Annotated in this window: 11 protein-coding genes; 8 read left to right on the top strand and 3 right to left on the bottom strand. The window is 71.8% G+C overall.

The features are described 5' to 3' along the window. Nucleotides 1-22: 22 nt before the first annotated feature. On the bottom strand, nucleotides 23-2,872 hold the full coding sequence (locus RM590_RS00245; RefSeq protein WP_311702194.1) for a glycoside hydrolase family 3 C-terminal domain-containing protein: 2,850 nt from the start codon (nucleotides 2,870-2,872) through the stop codon (nucleotides 23-25). Between the two features lie 297 nt (nucleotides 2,873-3,169). Between RM590_RS00245 and RM590_RS00240 the strand changes: the two genes are divergently transcribed. The 5 genes from RM590_RS00240 to RM590_RS00220 all read left to right on the top strand — a co-directional run bounded on the left by RM590_RS00240 (nucleotide 3,170) and on the right by RM590_RS00220 (nucleotide 9,640). Beyond that, complete coding sequence (locus tag RM590_RS00240; RefSeq protein WP_311702193.1) at nucleotides 3,170-4,846, top strand: extracellular solute-binding protein; 1,677 nt, start codon at nucleotides 3,170-3,172, stop codon at nucleotides 4,844-4,846. A 77-nt stretch (nucleotides 4,847-4,923) separates the two neighbouring features. Further along, on the top strand, nucleotides 4,924-5,979 hold the full coding sequence (locus tag RM590_RS00235) for an ABC transporter permease (RefSeq protein ID WP_311702192.1): 1,056 nt from the start codon (nucleotides 4,924-4,926) through the stop codon (nucleotides 5,977-5,979). A gap of 5 nt (nucleotides 5,980-5,984) precedes the next feature. Beyond that, nucleotides 5,985-6,923 (top strand): carbohydrate ABC transporter permease, encoded by a 939-nt coding sequence (locus RM590_RS00230; protein WP_311702812.1) that lies wholly within the window; start codon nucleotides 5,985-5,987, stop codon nucleotides 6,921-6,923. A gap of 12 nt (nucleotides 6,924-6,935) precedes the next feature. Beyond that, nucleotides 6,936-8,984, top strand: a complete 2,049-nt coding sequence (locus RM590_RS00225) for a beta-galactosidase (protein WP_311702191.1) — start codon at nucleotides 6,936-6,938, stop codon at nucleotides 8,982-8,984. Continuing rightward, entirely contained in the window at nucleotides 8,942-9,640 is a 699-nt protein-coding gene (locus RM590_RS00220) for a GH12 family glycosyl hydrolase domain-containing protein (RefSeq protein WP_311702190.1), read from the top strand. Before RM590_RS00225 ends, RM590_RS00220 begins: the two co-directional genes overlap by 43 nt. 101 nt (nucleotides 9,641-9,741) lie before the next feature. On the opposite strand, the gene RM590_RS00215 is transcribed toward RM590_RS00220, so the two are convergent. Both RM590_RS00215 and RM590_RS00210 read right to left on the bottom strand, forming a co-directional pair. Next, complete coding sequence (locus RM590_RS00215; protein ID WP_311702188.1) at nucleotides 9,742-11,781, bottom strand: glycoside hydrolase family 31 protein; 2,040 nt, start codon at nucleotides 11,779-11,781, stop codon at nucleotides 9,742-9,744. Beyond that, entirely contained in the window at nucleotides 11,778-12,824 is a 1,047-nt protein-coding gene (locus RM590_RS00210; RefSeq protein WP_311702187.1) for a LacI family DNA-binding transcriptional regulator, read from the bottom strand. Before RM590_RS00210 ends, RM590_RS00215 begins: the two co-directional genes overlap by 4 nt. 230 nt (nucleotides 12,825-13,054) lie before the next feature. Here RM590_RS00210 and RM590_RS00205 point away from each other — a divergent pair, with 230 nt between their 5' ends. The 3 genes from RM590_RS00205 to RM590_RS00195 are packed head-to-tail and all read left to right on the top strand — an operon-like array spanning nucleotide 13,055 to nucleotide 17,607. After that, nucleotides 13,055-14,962 (top strand): acyl-CoA dehydrogenase family protein, encoded by a 1,908-nt coding sequence (locus tag RM590_RS00205; protein ID WP_311702186.1) that lies wholly within the window; start codon nucleotides 13,055-13,057, stop codon nucleotides 14,960-14,962. 48 nt (nucleotides 14,963-15,010) lie between these two features. Further along, on the top strand, nucleotides 15,011-16,306 hold the full coding sequence (dxr, locus tag RM590_RS00200) for a 1-deoxy-D-xylulose-5-phosphate reductoisomerase (RefSeq protein ID WP_311702185.1): 1,296 nt from the start codon (nucleotides 15,011-15,013) through the stop codon (nucleotides 16,304-16,306). Then, the gene (locus RM590_RS00195; protein WP_311702184.1) at nucleotides 16,303-17,607 is read left to right on the top strand and encodes a M50 family metallopeptidase; all 1,305 of its coding nucleotides are present in this window, start codon (nucleotides 16,303-16,305) and stop codon (nucleotides 17,605-17,607) included. Before dxr ends, RM590_RS00195 begins: the two co-directional genes overlap by 4 nt. Nucleotides 17,608-17,633: the final 26 nt, after the last annotated feature.

The following is a 17,633-nucleotide window of genomic DNA, read 5'->3' as shown; positions in this document are numbered from 1 at the left end:
ACCGTTACGCGCAGCTCAACCGTTACGTGAAGGTCAGCCGGTCCACCCGGACGGGGCCGTGCAGCGTCAGGCACAGGTCGTGCACCCCGGCGGGGGCGCCGGGCAGCTCGGCCGTCACCGTCGTGTAGGCGTAACGGTCCCCGGTGGACGGCACCCGCAGGGTGGCGCGGCAGCCGGTGCCGGGGATGTGCAGCTCGACGGTGGCCTCGCCGGCCTCCGCGCGGGCCGCGCGCAGGTCCACCGTGGTCGTTCCCGTGCCGAAGTCGCAGGCGCGGAAGGTCAGTTCGCCCACCCCGTCGGCGCCGGCGGACACCGCGTCGCCGGCCTCCCGCGCGGTGTCCACCAGCTCGGTCCCCGAGGTCTCGTCGAACGCGGCGGCGGCCAGCCCGGCGTCCCGCACCGGGCGCGGCCCGGCCGGCTCGCCGGCCACGGTCAGCGTCGCCGTGCGGCGGATGTCGCGGCTGGAGGCGCCGGCCTGGACCGCGTAGGCGCCCGGCTCGACCGTCCAGCGGGAGTGCGCGACGTCGAAGAAGCCCAGCGCCTCGGCGAGCGGCACGGTGAACGACAGCTCCCGGGACTCGCCCGGCGCCAGCCGCACCCGGCGGTGCGCGATGAGCGACCGGTGCGGGCGCGGCACGCTCGGGTCGGTGGCGCGGGCGTAGAGCTGGACCACCTCGTCGCTCGCGGTGCCGCCGGTGTTGGCCACGGTCACCTCGGCGGTCAGCTCCGTGCCGTCGGCGGACGCGGTCAGGGCGGTGTAGTCGAAGGTGGTGTAGGACAGGCCGTGGCCGAACGGGTAGAGCGGCGTGCCGTCGTAGTACAGGTAGGTGGTGCGGGAGCCGATCAGGTCGTAGTCCAGCATGCCGGGCAGCTCGGCGTCGTCCGCGTACCAGGTCTGTGGCAGCCGGCCGGCCGGCGAGACGTCGCCGCACAGCACGCGCGCCAGCGCGGTGCCGGCCGCCTGCCCGCCGTGCGCCGTCCACAGCAGCGCGGGGAGTGCCGCGTCCGCGTCCCGCACGGCGTAGGGGTAGGCGGAGGTCAGCACCAGGACCGTGTTCTCGTTGGCCGCGTGGGCGGCGCGCCACAGCCGGTCCTGCTGGGGCGGCAGGGCCAGGGTGGTGCGGTCCTCGGTCTCCCGGCCGTTGATGTGCGGGTCGTTGCCCGCGACGACGATCACCACGTCGGCGCCGGCCGCGGCGGCGGCCACCGCGTCCTGGCCGCGTTCGACGGTCTCCAGGAAGAAGACGTCGCCCTCCTCGGCAACCTTCAGGCCGTCGGCGGCGACAGACACATGGTTGCCGGTACCTCGATGCCGCAGGAGGTGGCCTCCGCCGTGCGGCTCCAGAGCGAACGTCTCCTGGACCACCCAGCCGCCGGGCTGATCGGCGGAGGCCCGCACCAGGCCGTCGTCCGCGACGGACAGGTAACGCCCGTCCGGCGCGCGCAGGGTGAGCACCCCGTCGCCCCAGTCGATCAGCGCGAACGTGGTGGCCTCCGCCTCGGGGCCAACGGTCAGCGGCGGCAGGTCGGTGCGGCCGGCCAGCAGCGCCGGGTCGAGCGCGGCCGTCGCCGTGGGCTCGCCGTCCTCGGCGCCCGGCGCCGCGTGGGCGTGGACCCAGCCCCGCTCGGTGCGCAGCCGCACCTGGTCGGCGCCCTCCGCGAAGGTGACCGAGGCGACGCCCGGGTGGGCGCGCAGCCCGGCCAGCGGGCTGGTGCGGCGCAGCAACGAGCCGCTGTACCAGTCGAGTTTGACCTCGTTGGCGAGCAGCCCGACGACCGCCAGCCGGGTGCCGGAGCGCAGCGGCAGCAGCCCGTTGTTCTTCAGCAGCACCACGGCCTGCTCGGCCGCGGTCAGCGCCAGCTCCTGGTGCTCGGGGGTGTCGAAGGCGGCGTCCTTGATGTGCGGGTCGTCGTCCGGGTCGAACTGGCCGAGGCGGAAGCGCATGCCGAGCAGCCGGGCGGCGGCGACGTCGATGTCCTCCTGGGTGATCAGCCCCCGCTCCAGGGCGGCCGTGAGGCGTTCGACGGTCGGGGCGGAGTCCTCGTTGTCGTCCGTGAAGCTGTCCACACCGGCCCGCAGGGCGGCGGCCAGGCCCTCCGCGTGACTGGGCAGATAGCCCTGGAGACCCGCGATGTTGCTCGGCGCGGCGGCGTCCGAGCAGATGACCAGCGGCAGTTCGGTCCAGGTGCGCAGCTCGTCGGCGAGCAGCGGGGAGAGGTGGTTGGGCCGGCCGTTGACCAGGTTGTACGCGGGCATCACGCCGGACACCGCGCCGGCCCGCACCGGGCCGCGGAACGCGGGCAGTTCGTACTCGTGCAGCACGCGGGCGCGCACCGAGGTGCTGGCGGTGACCCGGTCCCGCTCGTGGTTGTGCGCCAGCCAGTGCTTGAGGACCGGTGCGGTGCGCCAGTAGACGGGGTGGTCGCCGCGCAGGCCGCGGGTGTAGGCGGTGGCGAGGGCGGCGGTCAGGTGCGGGTCCTCCGCGTAGCCCTCCTCGTTGCGGCCCCACAGCGGGTGGCGCAGCAGATTGACCGTCGGGGCCCAGACGTTGAGGCCGACCCGCTCGTCGTGGGCCCGCATCGCGCGGACCTCGCGGCCGGCGGCCTCACCGACGCGGCGCACCAGTTCGTCGTTCCAGGTGGCGCCGAGGCCCACCGCCTGCGGGAAGACCGTGGCCCGGCCCATCCACGCCACGCCGTGCAGGGCCTCCTGCCCGGTGCGGAAGGCCGGGATGCCCAACCGCTCGATGGCCGGGGTGTATTGGTGGAGCATCGCGATCCGCTCGGCAGGTGTCAGGCGCCCCAACAGGTCGGCGACCCGCACCTCGACACTCGCTCGGGGATCGCGGAAGGGCGGCGGTTGGGCAGTCACGTGCGGTCCCCTCGCGGTGGTGGCGGCTGTCCCGCGAAGCGATCTTCGCGGGCGACGTTCGAAGCGCTTCGATGCTGAGTTTCCCCGCCCCTCCCTGTCAAGACACCACTCGGTATCGACTCGCCTTCTCCTAGCGTCTACAGGTCAGAGCCATGTCGAAACGGCGTCGAAGTTTCTGCGAAACAGGGCTTGTGCCGCCCGCTGAGGGGTTCTAGCCTCAGCCCAACATCGAAGCGCTTCGACCAGGTTGCCGCCACGGTCATTTGCGAAGACGCAGAGCCTTGAAGGGTTGACGCCATGCCGAACTCACGCTCCGTTCCCAGCCGCAGAAAATTCCTCGCCTCATCGGCGTTTGCAGCGGCGGCGACCGCCGGCGGCGTGCCCCTGCTCTCCGCCTGCGGCGGTGACGGCGGCGGTGGTGGCGGCCAGGAGGGCGCGGCGTCGGACCAGGAGGTGCAGAGCATCCTGCCGACCTTCCAGGAGTCGGACGCCGCCTTCCCGCCGGACATCCCCGGCGAGAACGGCGCCAGCCCCGGCTACACCACCTGGATACCCGACGACCAGCTCGGCGTCTCGGTGCCCGAACCGCGCGGCAAGGGCGGCGAGTACACCATCATGACCCCACTGTGGGGCACCCCGCCCGGCGGCGGCAACGTCTTCTGGACCACGATGGACGAGGGCATCGGGGTCAAGATCAACTGGCAGACCCAGGACGGCATGACGTACGGCGACAAGCTCGGCGCCGTGCTGGCCGGCAGTGACATTCCGGACCTGGTGTGCGTCCCGAGCTGGGAGATGGCGGGACAGATCCCGCAGGCGATCAGCAGCCGGTTCGCGGACCTGGGCCCGTTCCTCTCCGGCGACGCCGTGCTGGACTACCCCAACCTCGCTGCCATCCCCACCGCCGCCTGGGAGTCGGCCATCTTCGGTGGGGCCCTGCGCGGGCTGCCCCGGCCCGGCCCGCCCATCGGTGGCGTGGTGCCCTACTTCCGGCAGGACATCTTCGAGGCCAACGGCTGGGAGGTGCCCACCAACCTGGATGACTTCGTCGCCTTCTGCAAGGACGTCACCTCGGCACGCAACCGGATCTGGGCCGTCGAGGACTTCAAGTGGTCCGCGTTCATCATCTTCGGTGTGGTGCCCAACAAGCCCCAGTACTGGACGCAGGGCGACGACGGCGCGCTGATCAACCGCTACGAGACCGACGCCTACCTGGAGGCGCTGGAGTGGACCCGCAAGCTCTATGAGGCCGACGTCGTCCACCCGGACGCGGTCGCCGCCTCCGGCGACTCCCTCCAGCGCTTCACCGCGGGCGAGTCGCTGATGTTCAACACCGGTGACGGTGCCTGGCAGGGCGCGGTGGTGGAACAGCGGACGGCCAACCCCGACTTCCGCATGAACGCCTTCGACTACTTCGGCGTCGACGGCAACGACCCCGTGATGTACCTCGCCAACGGCGCCGGGATCTGGACGTTCGTCAACAAGAACCTCCCCGAGGAGCGCATCCGCGAGGCCCTGGAGATCGCCAACTTCGCCGCCGCCCCGTACGGCACCCGCGAGCAGCGGCTGCGCTCCTACGGCATCGAGGGCACCCACTACACCCTCGAGGACGGGCTGCCCGTGCGGACCCCGCAGGGCGAGGAGGAGGTCGTGCCCGAGACCTACCCCTTCGTCGCCTGCCACGGCCAGGTCATCGCCGGTCCCGACACCCCGCAGTATGTCGAGGACCACGTGGGCTGGATGAGCCGGCACATGAAGTACACCAAGGAGCCGATGTTCTTCGGCCGCCAGGTGCAGGAGCCGGCCCGGCTGGCCAGCATCGACGGCGAGTTCGAGCTGCTGGAGGACGACGTCGTCCGCGGCCGCCAGTCCATCCGCGACATGCAGAACGCCGTGGCCGAGTGGCGCCGCAACGGCGGCGACGAGCTGCGCGAGTTCTACCAGGGACTGCTCGACGAAGAACAAGGCGCCTGACCACCGCCCGCCCCCGTCCTCGTCACCTGGCGGGTCCGGCCACCCGGCTGGGACCCGCCGCTAGCAAGGAGAAGCCCGTGTCCCAGAGCACGGTCCCGCGCCCGCCCGTGCCACGGGAGAGCGGCGGGCCAGCCGAGAAGCCCGCCACGGCGAAGAAAGCGACGCGCCGGCGCCGCAAGGACGACCCCCGCCTGAAGGGCGGCATCGCCTTCCGGCACCGCCTGCGCCGCGACTACATGCTCGTCCTGATGACGCTGCCCGCCGTCATCCTGCTGCTGGTCTTCGCCTACATCCCGATCGCCGGCAACGTCATCGCGTTCCAGTTCTACAGCCCGTACGCCGGCGACGGCTTCTTCGACTCCATGGCCAACAGCGCCTGGACGGGCATGGAGAACTTCGAGCGGATGCTCGACGACTCCGACTTCTGGAACGCGGTGCAGAACACCCTGATGTTCTCCTCGCTCCAGTTGCTGCTCTTCTTCCCGGTGCCGATCGCGCTCGCCCTGCTGATCAACAGCGTGCTGCACAGCAAGGTCCGCGCCTGGGCCCAGGCCGTGCTGTACCTGCCGCACTTCTTCTCCTGGGTGCTGGTCATCACGGTCTTCCAGCAGATGTTCGGCGGCGCCGGGCTGGTCGCCCAGCTCTTCCGCGACTGGGGCCTGACCGACAGCTTCGACCTGATGACCGACCCGGGCTTCTTCAAGTGGCTGATCACCGCCCAGGTCATCTGGAAGGACGCCGGCTGGGGCATCATCGTCTTCCTGGCCGCCCTGTCCACCGTCAACACCGAGCTGTACGAGTCGGCCGCGGCGGACGGCGCCAACCGCTGGCGCCGCATGTGGCACATCACGCTGCCCGCGCTGCGCCCGGTCATCGCCCTGCTGCTCGTCCTCCAGGTCGGCAACATACTGACCATCGGCGGCGAGCAGTTCCTCATCCAGCGAACGGCCGTCGGCCCCGGCGCCTCCGAGGTGCTCGACACCTACGTCTGGAACCGGGGCATCGCGAACGGGGACTTCAGCTACGCGGCGGCCATCGGCATCATCAAGGGCATTTTCAGCCTCTGCCTGGTGCTGGCCGCCAACCGAGTCGCCCACGCGATGGGCGAGCAGGGGGTGTATTCGAGGCGATGAGCACCATGACCGACACCAGCGTCCTGGTCACGGACGACGACGAGCCCAAGGGCAAGCGGCAGCGGCCCGCCTGGGAGGAGCCGCCCACCCGCGTGGGGCTGACGGCCAAGGGCGTCATCCTGGGCATCGCCGTGCTGGCCATCCTCTTCCCGATCTGGATCGTCCTGGTCACCAGCCTCTCCGACGCCGAGACCATCAACGAGACCGGCGGCCTCGTCGTCTGGCCGGAGGGCATCAGCTTCGCCGCCTACCGCGAACTCCTCAGCGGCGGCGAGGTGTCCCGCGCCATGATGGTCTCCATTGGCGTGACGCTCGTCGGCACGCTGTTCAGCATGACCGTGTCCGTGCTGGCCGCCTACGGCCTGTCCCGGCTCGGCTCGCTGTGGCACCGCACGCTGCTGTTCACGCTGCTGGCCACCATGTTCTTCGGCGGCGCCGGCATCATCCCGACCTACCTGCTCATCCAGAGCCTGGGTCTGATGAACACCTACGCCGCGCTGATCCTCCCCATGGCGGTCAACGTCTTCAACATCCTGGTGCTGCGCGCGTTCTTCATGAACGTCGGCCAGGAGATCATCGACAGCGCGCGCATCGACGGCGCGGGCGATTTCCGCATCCTGTGGCAGATGGTGCTGCCGCTGTCCCGGGCCGTGCTCGCGGTCATCTCGCTCTTCTACGCCGTGGCGTACTGGGGCAACTGGTTCGCCGGCTTCATCTACATCACCGACCAGGAGAAGCTGCCGCTGCAGAACGTCCTTCAGCAGATCGTGGTGGCCAACGAGCGGCCCGCCGGGATGGCCCAGGTCATCGGCACCGGGCAGATACCCAGCCTCGCCGTGCAGACCGCCGTGATGATACTCGCGCTCCTGCCGGTCGCCATCCTCTCCCCGTTCGTCCAGCGTCACTTCAAGAAGGGCATGCTGATCGGCGCCGTCAAGGGCTGAGAGGACACCACCATGGCAGCACTCAACGACGCCACCCGAGGACGGCTGCTGTTCGGCGGGGACTACAACCCCGAACAGTGGCCGGCCGAGGTGTGGCCGCAGGACATCCGCCTGATGAAGGAGGCCGGCGTCAACCTGGCGACCGTCGGCGTCTTCTCCTGGGCCACCATCGAACCGCGCCCGGGGGCCCGGGAGTTCGGCTGGCTGGACACCGTCCTGGACCTGCTCCACGAGGGCGGCATCGGCGTCTGCCTGGCCACTCCCACCGCCTCCCCGCCGCCCTGGCTGGGTGCCCAGCACCCCGAGACGCTGCCGCGGGACAGGGACGGCACGGTGATCTGGTACGGCTCGCGCAACCAGTTCTGCGCGTCCTCGCCCGTCTACCGCGAACACGCCGCCCGCATCACCGCCGACCTCGCCGTCCGCTACGGGTCCCACCCGGCGCTGCGGATGTGGCACATCAACAACGAGTACGGCACGGCCTGCTGGTGCGACACCACCGCGCGCCACTTCCGGACCTGGCTGCGCGAGCGCTATGGCTCCCTGGCCGCGCTCAACACCGCCTGGGGCACGGCCTTCTGGAGCCAGCGCTACGACTCCTGGGACGAGATCGTCCCGCCCCGCCGCGCCCAGTACCTCAACAACCCGGCGCAGTCGCTGGACTTCAGCCGCTTCACCAGCGACGCCCTGCTCGAGTGCTTCGTCGCCGAGCGCGACATCGTCGCCGCGCACAGCCCCGACATCCCCGTCACCACCAACTTCATGCCCCTCTTCGTAGGGCAGGACGGCTGGCGCTGGGCGGCCGAGGAGGACGTCGTCTCCGTCGACATCTACCCGGATCCCGCCGCCTCCTTCGACGACCCGGCCGGCCCCGCCCACGGCGCGCTCGTCCAGGACCTCACCCGTTCCCAGGCCGGCGGCCCCTGGATGCTGATGGAACAGGCGGCCTCCGCCGTCAACTTCCGCCCGGTCAACCAGCCGAAGCCGGCCGGCGTGACCCGGCTGTGGTCGCTCCAGGCCGTCGCCCGGGGCGCCGACGGCGTGTGCTTCTTCCAGTGGCGCGCCTCCCGCCAGGGCAGCGAGAAGTTCCACTCGGCGATGCTGCCGCACTCCGGGGAAGGTTCCCCCGCGTTCGCCCGGATCCGCGACCTCGGCGCCGAACTCGGCCGCCTCGCCCCGGTGCTGGGCGGCGAGGTCACCGCGGACATCGCCGTGCTGCACGACTGGTCCGCCTGGTGGGCCACCCAACAGCCCGGCAGTCCCTCCGCCGAACTGGACTACCGGGCGATCCTGTCCGCCTGGCACCACGCGCTCTGGCAGCGCAACCTCACCTGCGACTTCGCCCACCCGGAGGCCGACCTCGGCGGCTACCGCATGGTCGTCATCCCGCAGCTCTACCTCCTCACCGACGCCGCCCTGGACAACCTCGCGGCCTATGTCGCCGGCGGCGGCACTCTGGTCAGCGGCTTCTTCACCGGCGTCGCCGACGAGGACGACCGCGTGCGCGAGGGCGGCACCGACGCCCGGCTGCGCGAGGTGCTGGGCCTGGCCGCCGTCCACGAATGGTGGCCGCTGCCGGCCGGCTCGGCCGTCCACCTCACCGACGGCACCACCGGCGCCCTCTGGAGCGAGGACCTGGAGCCCGCCGGCGCCGAGACCGTCACCGCCTACGCCGACGGCGAGCTGGCCGGCCGCCCCGCCGTCACCCGGCACACGTACGGGCGCGGCACCGCCTGGTACGTCTCCACGCTGCCGGAGCCGCCCGCCCTGGCCGAGCTGCTGGCCTCCGCCGCCGGGGCCGCGGGCGTCACGCCCGTGCTGCCCGGGCTGCCGCCCGGCGTCGAGGCCGTCCGCCGAGGGGAGTTGCTCTTCCTCCTCAACCACAGTCGTGAGCAGGTCACAGTCCCCCTGCCCCACCCCCACACCGACCTGCTCACCGGCCACGCCCACCCGGCCGGGATCTCTCTGGACCGGCTCGGCGCGGCCGTTCTCACCCCCCACACACAAGGGAGCCGCACATGCGCCGACTCTTCCTCGCCGTGGCCAGCGCCACGGCCCTGACCACTGCCGTGGGACTGACCACGGGCACCGCGCACGCCGCCGTCTGGGAGTCCTGCGACCAGTGGGGCAACTGGGAGCCCGGTGACGGCTACATCGTCTACAACAACATCTGGGGCTCCGGCGCCGGCAGCCAGTGCATCGCCGCCGACTCCGGTTCCCAGTGGTCCGTGACCGCCGACCACCCCAACACCGGCGGCATCAAGTCCTACCCCAACGCCAAGTGGATCGTCGGCGAGCCGATCGCCGACATCGGATCCCTCAGCGCCACCTTCGACGTCACGGTGCCCTCCTCGGGCGCGTACAACACGACGTTCGACGTCTGGGACGTGAACTACGACCACGAGATCATGCTCTGGATGAACTGGACGGGCCCGGTCGGCCCGCTCGGTTCCCCCGTCGGGCAGGCCACCGTGGGCGGCCACACCTGGGACGTCTACAACGGCAGCAACGGCAGCAACAACGTCTACTCGTTCCTGCGGCAGGGCGACTCCACCTCGGGCGAGGTGGACATCCTGCCGATCCTCGACTGGATCACGGAGCGGGGCTGGATGAGCCAGAGCACGGTCATCGGTGACGTGCAGTTCGGCTACGAGATCACCTCGTCCGCCGGCGGACTCGACTTCGTCACCAACAACTTCGCCGTCAGCGAGAGCTGACCGGCGGGGCGATCCGGTCCGCGGGAGCGCAGGACCGCGAACAGCCCGCCCACCCGCTCCCCTGCACGGGGCGGGTGGGCGGGAGTCCCGGCCGGCGATCGTCAGTCGGCGATCGGCAGGCGTGCCCCGTCGCGCAGGAACAGCGGGATCCGCTCCAGCGGAGCCGGCACCGTCACCGTTGCGCCGCCCGCGTACTCCGTCCCGGTCCAGGCGTCCGTCCAGCGCGCCCCGGCGGGCAGATAGACCTCGCGCTCGCGGGCCCCGGCCTCCAGCACCGGCGCCACCAGCAGATCCGGGCCGAACAGATACGTGTCGGCCACGTCCCACGTCCGCTCGTCGTCCGGGAACTCCAGGAACAGCGGCCGCATCGGCGGCAGCCCCTCCTCGTGTGCGGCCCGCATCTGCGTCAGGACGTAGGGCCGCAGGCGCTCGCGCAGCCGCAGATACGACTCCAGGACCGGCAGCGCCTCCTCGCCGTAGGACCACACCTCGTTGGGCCCGCCGGTCATCGCCGGACCGAGCGGCATCCCCGGGTCCCGGAAGCCGTGCAGCCGCATCAGCGGCGACAGCGTGCCGAACTGGAACCACCGCACCAGCACCTCGCGGTACTCCGGGTCGTCCGGGTTCCCGCCGTGGAAGCCGCCGATGTCCGTGTTCCACCAGGGGATCCCGGACAGCGACGTGTTCAGGCCCGCGGCTATCTGCCGCCGCAGCGTCGCGAAGTCCGTGCCGATGTCGCCCGACCACAGTGCCGCGCCGTGCCGCTGACTGCCCGCCCAGGCCGAGCGGTTGAGGGTGATGACCCCGTCGTCGCCGGCCCCGGCCGCCCGCAGCCCCTCGTCGAACGTCCGGGCGTTCTCCCGGGGGTAGAGGTTCCCGACCTCCAGGCCCGGGCCGGCGTGGTAGCGCAGGTTCGCCTGGAAGCCGGGCTTCAGCTCCGGCTCGCAGGCGTCCAGCCAGAACGCGGTGATCCCGTACGGCTCCAGGTAGTTCTCCCGGATCCGGGCCCACACGAAGTCGCGCGCCCCGGGGTTGGTGGCGTCGTAGAACGCCACCTGCACCGGCTCGGCGACCTCCTTGTCCGGCCAGTCCGCGTGCGCCATCGGCCCGTACTCGGTGCCGATGAAGAACCCGCGCTGCTCCATCACCGGATGGTTCTCGCTCAGCGGCGACACCGACGGCCACACCGAGACCACCAGCGTGATGCCCAGCTCCCCCAGCTCCCGCACCATCGCCGCGGGGTCCGGCCACTCGGCCGGGTCGAACTTCCACTCGCCCAGGTGCGTCCAGTGGAAGAAGTCGCAGACGATCGCCGAGATCGGCAGCCCGCGCCGCTTGTACTCCCGTGCCACGCCCAGCAGTTCGTCCTGGGTGCGGTAGCGCAGCTTGCACTGCCAGAAGCCCGCCGCCCACTCCGGCAGCATCGGGGTGCGGCCCGTCACCGCCGTGTAGCGCCGCTGCGCCTCGGCCGGCCGGCCCGCCGTGATCCAGTAGTCGATCTGCCGGGCGCTGTCGGCCACCCAGCGGGTGCCGTTCCCGGCCAGCTCCACCCGGCCGATCGCCGGGTTGTTCCACAGCAGCGTGTAGCCCCGGCTGGAGGTCAGCACCGGGATGGTCACCTCGGCGTTGCGCTGCACCAGGTCCAGGACCGCGCCCTTCTGGTCCAGCAGCCCGTGCTGATGCTGTCCCAGCCCGTAGAGCTTCTCGTCCGGGTAGGCGGCGAAACGCTGCTCCAGCCGGTGGTAGCCGTTGCCCATCGACGTGTACAGGCGCGGGCCAGGCCACCAGAAGTGCGCCCGCTCCTCGGCCAGCAGCTCCTCGCCGCCGTCGGTGCGCACGAACCGGATCTGGCCCTCGGCGCTCACCTCGGCGGTGATCGCGCCACAGGTCAGCGTGGCCCGCCCGTCCTCGATCTTGACGGCCACGGGCCCCGGGTCGGGCGGCCCCTCCAGCAGCGCGCCGGGCAGGTCGGCCAGCACCGGGCCGCCGAGCCGCGCCCGGACCCGGAGGGCGTCCGGCCCCCAGGGCTCGATGCGCAACGTCTCCTGCCGGCCGCTCCACTCCAGCGCCCCGGCGCGCTCGTGGAAGGTGCCGACGGTGGGGGAGGACTGGGCCAGGGATACGGCGGACGAGTCGTTCACGGCGCTCCTGTCGGTGAGGGGGCCGGGCCGGTGCTGGCCCGGACGGTGAGTTGCGGGGGCAGCATCTCGGTGTGAGGCCCGGTCGCCTCGGCGGCGCCGTTGCCGCCGGCCGCCTCGATCTTGGCCATGACCAGCTCGACGGCCCGCCGCCCCATCTCGTGGGCCGGGATGGCGACCGAGGTCAGGGCCACCGACTGCTGGGTGGCGACCTGTTCGGGACAGATGGCCACCACGGAGATGTCTTCGGGAACGGCCCGCCCCTGCTGGCGCAGCAGGCTGAGCATCGGGCCGATCGCGGCCTCGTTCTGCACGATGACGGCGGTGGTGCCGGGGCGTTCGTCGAAGATCCGGGCCAGCGTGCCGGCCATCGACTCGTAACTGCCCTCGCACGGCCGGTGCAGCACGCGCGCGCCCAGCTCGGCGGCGCGCTCGCGCACGCCCAGGATGGTCCGCTCCGCGAACCCGGTGTGCCGCTCGTACACGGCGGCCGCCTCGCCCACCACGGCGATGTCCCGGTGCCCGAACTCGGCGAGGTGGTCCACGCACTGCCGCCCGGTGGCCACGAAGTCCAGGTCCACACAGGTCAGATCGCTGGTGTCGGCGGGCAGGCCGATGAGCACGGCGGGCCGCGGCGCCTCGCGCACCAGCGGCAGCCGCTGGTCCTGGAGCTCCACGTCCATCAGGATCATGGCGTCGGCCAGGCCGCTGCCGACCACGCGGCGCACGGCCTCGGGGCCCTCCTGGCCGGTCAGCAGCAGCACGTCGTGCCCGCGCTCGCGCGCGGTGGTGGCCACCGCGATGGCGATCTCCATCATCACCGGCACATACATGTCGGTGCGCAACGGCATCATCAGCGCGATGATGTTGGACTTGCTGCTGGCCAGGGCGCGGGCGCCGGCGTTGGGGTGGTAGCCCAGCTCGCGGATGCTCTTCTCGACGCGCTCCCGGGTCCGGGTGGAGATGGTCCGCTTGCCGCTGAGGACGTAGCTCACCGTGCTGGCTGAGACGCCGGCGTGCCGGGCGACCTCGGCGAGAGTGACCATCTGCTCTCCCAGGAGGATGAGGAGGGGTGTGATAAGTGGGGACACACCCGACGTTGTGTGAAGCGCTTCGATAGGGGCTGTCTATGTAATCGCGTTGACCCTAGACCGCACAACTGCCCGTGTCCAGAGATGTGTCGAAGCGCTTCAACGGCGCTCGAGAGCCCGAGTTCCCGCACGGAGAAACGGGTACATACCCCCTGCGGGGAATCACCGGGACGAGGTGCGTGCACATGACCGTCTCTGAACGCGAGGCCCGCCGGGTCGCCGAGGCCGCCCGGGAGCGCGACCGGCACAGGCCCAGCTTCGCCGGGGAGCTCTTCCTCGGCCGGCTCCGCCTCGATCTCATCCATCCGCGCCCCGCCCCGGACCTCGCCGGCGCCGAGGGGGACCAGTTCCTGGACCGGCTGCGGGAGTTCTGCGCCACCCGGATCGACGGCCGGCTGATCGACCGTGAGGCCCGCGTTCCCGACGACGTCATCAACGGCCTGCGCGAGCTCGGCGCCTTCGGCATGAACATCGCACCCCGGTACGGGGGCCTGGGGCTCGGGCACGTCCACTACAACCGCGCCCTCGCGCTCATCGGCACGGCCAGCCCCGCCGTCGGCGCCCTGCTGTCCGCCCATCAGTCCATCGGCGTCCCCCGGCCGTTGACGCTCTTCGGCACGGACAGCCAGAAAGAAACCTTCCTGCCGCGCTGCGCCCGCGGCGCGATCTCCGCGTTCCTCCTCACCGAGCCCGACGTCGGCTCCGACCCCGCCCGGCTGGCCACCACCGCCGTTCCCGACGGCGACGACTACGTGCTGGACGGCGTCAAGCTGTGGACGACCAACGGCGTGATCGCCGAACTCCTCGTCGTCATGGCCGACGTGCCCGGCCGCGGCATCACCGCGTTCGTCGTCGAGGCCGACTCGCCGGGCATCACCGTCGAGCACCGCAACGCGTTCATGGGCCTGCGCGGCATCGAGAACGGCGTCACCCGCTTCCACGGCGTCCGGGTCCCGGCCGCCCACCGCGTCGGCGCGGAGGGCGCGGGCCTGCGGATCGCCCTGACCACGCTCAACACCGGCCGCCTCGCCCTGCCCGCGCTGTGCGCCGGCGCCGGCAAGTGGTGCCTGAAGACCGCCCGCGAGTGGTCCGGGGCCCGCGTCCAGTGGGGCAAGCCGATCGCCGAGCACGAGGCCGTCGGCGGCAAGATCTCCTACATCGCCGCCACCACCTTCGCCCTGGAGGCCATCCTCGAACTCACCGGCGAGCTGGCCGACGAGGACCGCCACGACATCCGCATCGAGGCCGCCCTCGCCAAGCTCTACGCCAGCGAGGCGGCGTGGCGGATCGCCGACGAGCTGGTCCAGATCCGCGGCGGACGCGGCTTCGAGACCGCCGACTCGCTGGCCGCCCGCGGCGAACGCGCCATCCCCGCCGAGCAGGTGCTGCGCGACCTGCGCATCAACCGCGTCTTCGAGGGCTCCAGCGAGATCATGCGGCTGCTCATCGCGCGCGAGGCGGTGGACGCCCACCTCAAGGTCGCCGGCGGTCTCATCGACCCCGACGCCTCCCTCACCCGCAAACGAAAGGCCATCGTCGCGGCCGGCGCGTTCTACGCCCGCTGGCTGCCCTCCCTCGCCATCGGCCGGGGCCATCTGCCGCTCGCCTACGGCGACTTCCACGTCTCGCGGCTGCCCGACCTCTCCGCGCATCTGCGCTACGTCGAACGCGCCGCCCGGCGGCTGGCCCGGGCCACCTTCTACGCCATGTCCCGCTGGCAGGGCCGTTTGGAGAACAAGCAGGCGTTCCTCGGCCGCGTCGTCGACATCGGCGCCGAGCTCTTCGCCATGACCGCCGCCTGTGTGCACGCCGAACAACTGCGCGCCCGGGACGACCACGGCCGCCCGGCGTACCGGCTCGCCGACGTCTTCTGCCGGCAGGCCCGGCTGCGCGTCGACGAGCTGTTCCACCGCCTGTGGCACAACACCGACGACGCCGACGGCGCACTGGTCACCGAGGTGCTGGACGGCGCCCACACCTGGCTGGAGGAGGGCATCACGGACCCCTCCTCGCCCGGTCCCTGGATCGCCGAGACCGAGCCGGGACCCGCCCGGCGCAAGGACGTCCGGCGCCTCATCCGTCCCGGGGACTGAGCGGGCCCCGCGGTCCCGGGCCTGCGCCGGACGGGCGACAATGGGCGGATGACCGAGAGCCCCGTCTGCCTCGCCGACCCGCACCTGCGCCAACCGGCCGCCCCCCGGCCCGACGGACCGCGGGAGGTGGTGATTCTCGGGTCCACCGGGTCGATCGGGACGCAGGCCGTCGACGTCGTCCTGCGCAACCCGCGGCTGTTCCGCGTGACCGGCCTGTCCGCCGCCGGCGGGCGGCTGGAGCTGCTGGCCGGCCAGGCCCACCGGCTCGGGGTGCGCACGGTCGCCATCGCGCGCGCGGACCGCGCCGCCGCGCTGCGCGAGGCGCTGCGCGCCGAGTACGGCGCCGGCCGGCCGCTGCCGGAGATCCTGGCCGGCCCGGACGCCGCCACCGAGCTGGCCGCGAGCGACTGCCACACCGTGCTCAACGGCATCACCGGCTCCATCGGCCTCGCGCCCACCCTCGCCGCCCTCCAGGCCGGCCGGCTGCTCGCCCTGGCCAACAAGGAATCGCTGATCGTCGGCGGCCCGTTGGTGACCGGGCTGGCCAAGCCGGGCCAGATCATCCCCGTCGACTCCGAGCACTCCGCCCTCTTCCAGGCGCTGCTGGGCGGCACCCGCGCCGAGGTCCGGCGCCTGATCGTCACGGCGAGCGGCGGCCCGTTCCGCGGTCGGACGCGCGCCGAGCTCGCCGGGGTCACGCCCGGCGACGCGCTGGCCCACCCCACCTGGTCGATGGGCCCGGTCATCACGGTGAACTCGGCCACCCTGGTCAACAAGGGCCTGGAGGTCATCGAGGCCCACCTGCTGTACGGCATTCCGTTCGACCGCATCGAGGTCGTGGTCCACCCGCAGTCCTACATCCACTCGATGGTCGAGTTCACCGACGGCTCCACGCTGGCCCAGGCTGGCCCGCCCGACATGCGGATGCCCATCTCGCTGGCCCTCGGCTGGCCCGACCGGGTCCCCGACGCGGCGCCCGCCTGCGACTGGACCCGGGCGCACACGTGGGAGTTCCTGCCGCTGGACACAGATGCCTTCCCCTCGGTGCCGCTCGCCCGGAAGGTGGGTAGCCTCGGCGGTACCGCGCCCGCGGTGTTCAACGCGGCCAACGAGGAATGCGTCGACGCCTTCCTCGCCGGCCTGCTGCCGTTCACCGGGATCGTGGACACCGTCGCCCGGGTCGTGGAGGAGCAGGGCAGTGCCGGTTCAGGAACCTCACTGACCCTCTCGGACGTCCTCGAAGCGGAGACGAGGGCGCGTCGGCGTGCCCGGGAGCTGGCCGGCACGGCCGGCCGTGACAGCAGCCGCGGCGGCGGCGGAGCGAATCAGGAGATGACGGCATGACGGCCCTGATGTTCATCCTCGGCATACTCGTCTTCGTCTTCGGGCTGCTCATCTCCATCGCCTGGCACGAGCTGGGGCACTTCACCACCGCCCGCATGTTCGGCGTCCGCGTGCCGCAGTTCATGGTCGGCTTCGGGCCCACCATCTGGTCGCGGAAGAAGAAGGAGACGGAGTTCGGCATCAAGGCCATCCCGCTCGGCGGCTACATCCGCATGATCGGGATGTTCCCGCCCGGCGACGACGGCAAGATCCGCAAGCGCTCCACCTCGCCGTTCCGCGGAATGATCGAGGACGCCCGCGCCGCCGCGTTCGAGGAGCTCCAGCCCGGCGACGAGAAGCGGCTCTTCTACACGCGCAAGCCCTGGAAGCGCGTGATCGTGATGTTCGCCGGCCCCGCGCAGAACCTCATCCTGGCCGTCGCCATCTTCCTCGGGGTGCTGATGGGCTTCGGCATCAACACCCAGACCACCACCGTCGCCACCGTCTCCGAGTGCGTGGTCGACCAGAGCGAGGAGCCCCGCGACTGCCGGGAGGGCGACCGCCCGGCGCCCGCCGCCGAGGCCGGGCTGCGCGCGGGCGACACGATCGTGGCCTTCAACGGCGAGCCCATCGACGAGTGGGGCACGCTCCAGGAGCGCATCCGGGAGACCACCGGCGCGGCCACCATCACGGTCGAGCGCGACGGCCGGACGCTGGACCTCCACGCCAACCTCATAGAGAACCAGGTCGCCAAGACGGACGGCGACGGCGGCTACGTCGAGGGCGAGTACGTCACCGCCGGCTTCCTCGGGTTCTCACCCGCGAGTGGAATCGTCAAGCAGGATTTCGGCGAAGCTGTCGCTCGTATGGGTGACATTATGTCCAGCGGCGTGGAAGCCCTGATCGACATCCCGTCCGAGATCCCCGGCCTGTGGGACGCCGCCCTGGGCAACGGCGAGCGCGAGCCGGACTCCCCGATGGGCGTCGTCGGCGCGGCCCGCGTGGGCGGTGAGATCTTCACCCTGGACATCCCCGCCAGCCAGCAGGTGGCCACCGCGCTGTTCCTCGTCGCGGGCTTCAATCTGTCATTGTTCCTGTTCAACATGCTGCCGCTGCTCCCGCTCGACGGCGGGCACATCGCGGGCGCGCTGTGGGAGTCGACGCGGCGCGGCTTCGCGCGGGTCACCCGGCGCCCCGACCCGGGCCCGTTCGACGTCGCCCAGTTGATGCCCGTCGCCTATGTCGTCGCCGGGGTGTTCATCTGCTTCACGCTGCTGGTGCTCGCCGCCGACATCGTCAGCCCGGTGCGGCTGACCGGGTGACCCGTGCCGTAGGCTCGACCCAAGGG

Source organism: Streptomyces litchfieldiae (assembly GCF_031845365.1).
Lineage (GTDB): Bacteria > Actinomycetota > Actinomycetes > Streptomycetales > Streptomycetaceae > Streptomyces > Streptomyces litchfieldiae.
The sequence above is the reverse complement of the archived record's forward strand: the minus strand, read 5'-3'. Positions and strand labels throughout refer to the sequence as shown.

Coding starts and splice junctions, on each gene's coding strand:
- RM590_RS00240 (WP_311702193.1), top strand. CDS start 3,170: ATGCCGAACTCACGCTCCGTTCCCAGCCGCAGAAAATTCCTCGCCTCA.
- RM590_RS00230 (WP_311702812.1), top strand. CDS start 5,985: ATGACCGACACCAGCGTCCTGGTCACGGACGACGACGAGCCCAAGGGC.
- RM590_RS00225 (WP_311702191.1), top strand. CDS start 6,936: ATGGCAGCACTCAACGACGCCACCCGAGGACGGCTGCTGTTCGGCGGG.
- RM590_RS00220 (WP_311702190.1), top strand. CDS start 8,942: ATGCGCCGACTCTTCCTCGCCGTGGCCAGCGCCACGGCCCTGACCACT.
- RM590_RS00210 (WP_311702187.1), bottom strand. CDS start 12,824: ATGGTCACTCTCGCCGAGGTCGCCCGGCACGCCGGCGTCTCAGCCAGC.
- RM590_RS00205 (WP_311702186.1), top strand. CDS start 13,055: ATGACCGTCTCTGAACGCGAGGCCCGCCGGGTCGCCGAGGCCGCCCGG.
- dxr (WP_311702185.1), top strand. CDS start 15,011: ATGACCGAGAGCCCCGTCTGCCTCGCCGACCCGCACCTGCGCCAACCG.
- RM590_RS00195 (WP_311702184.1), top strand. CDS start 16,303: ATGACGGCCCTGATGTTCATCCTCGGCATACTCGTCTTCGTCTTCGGG.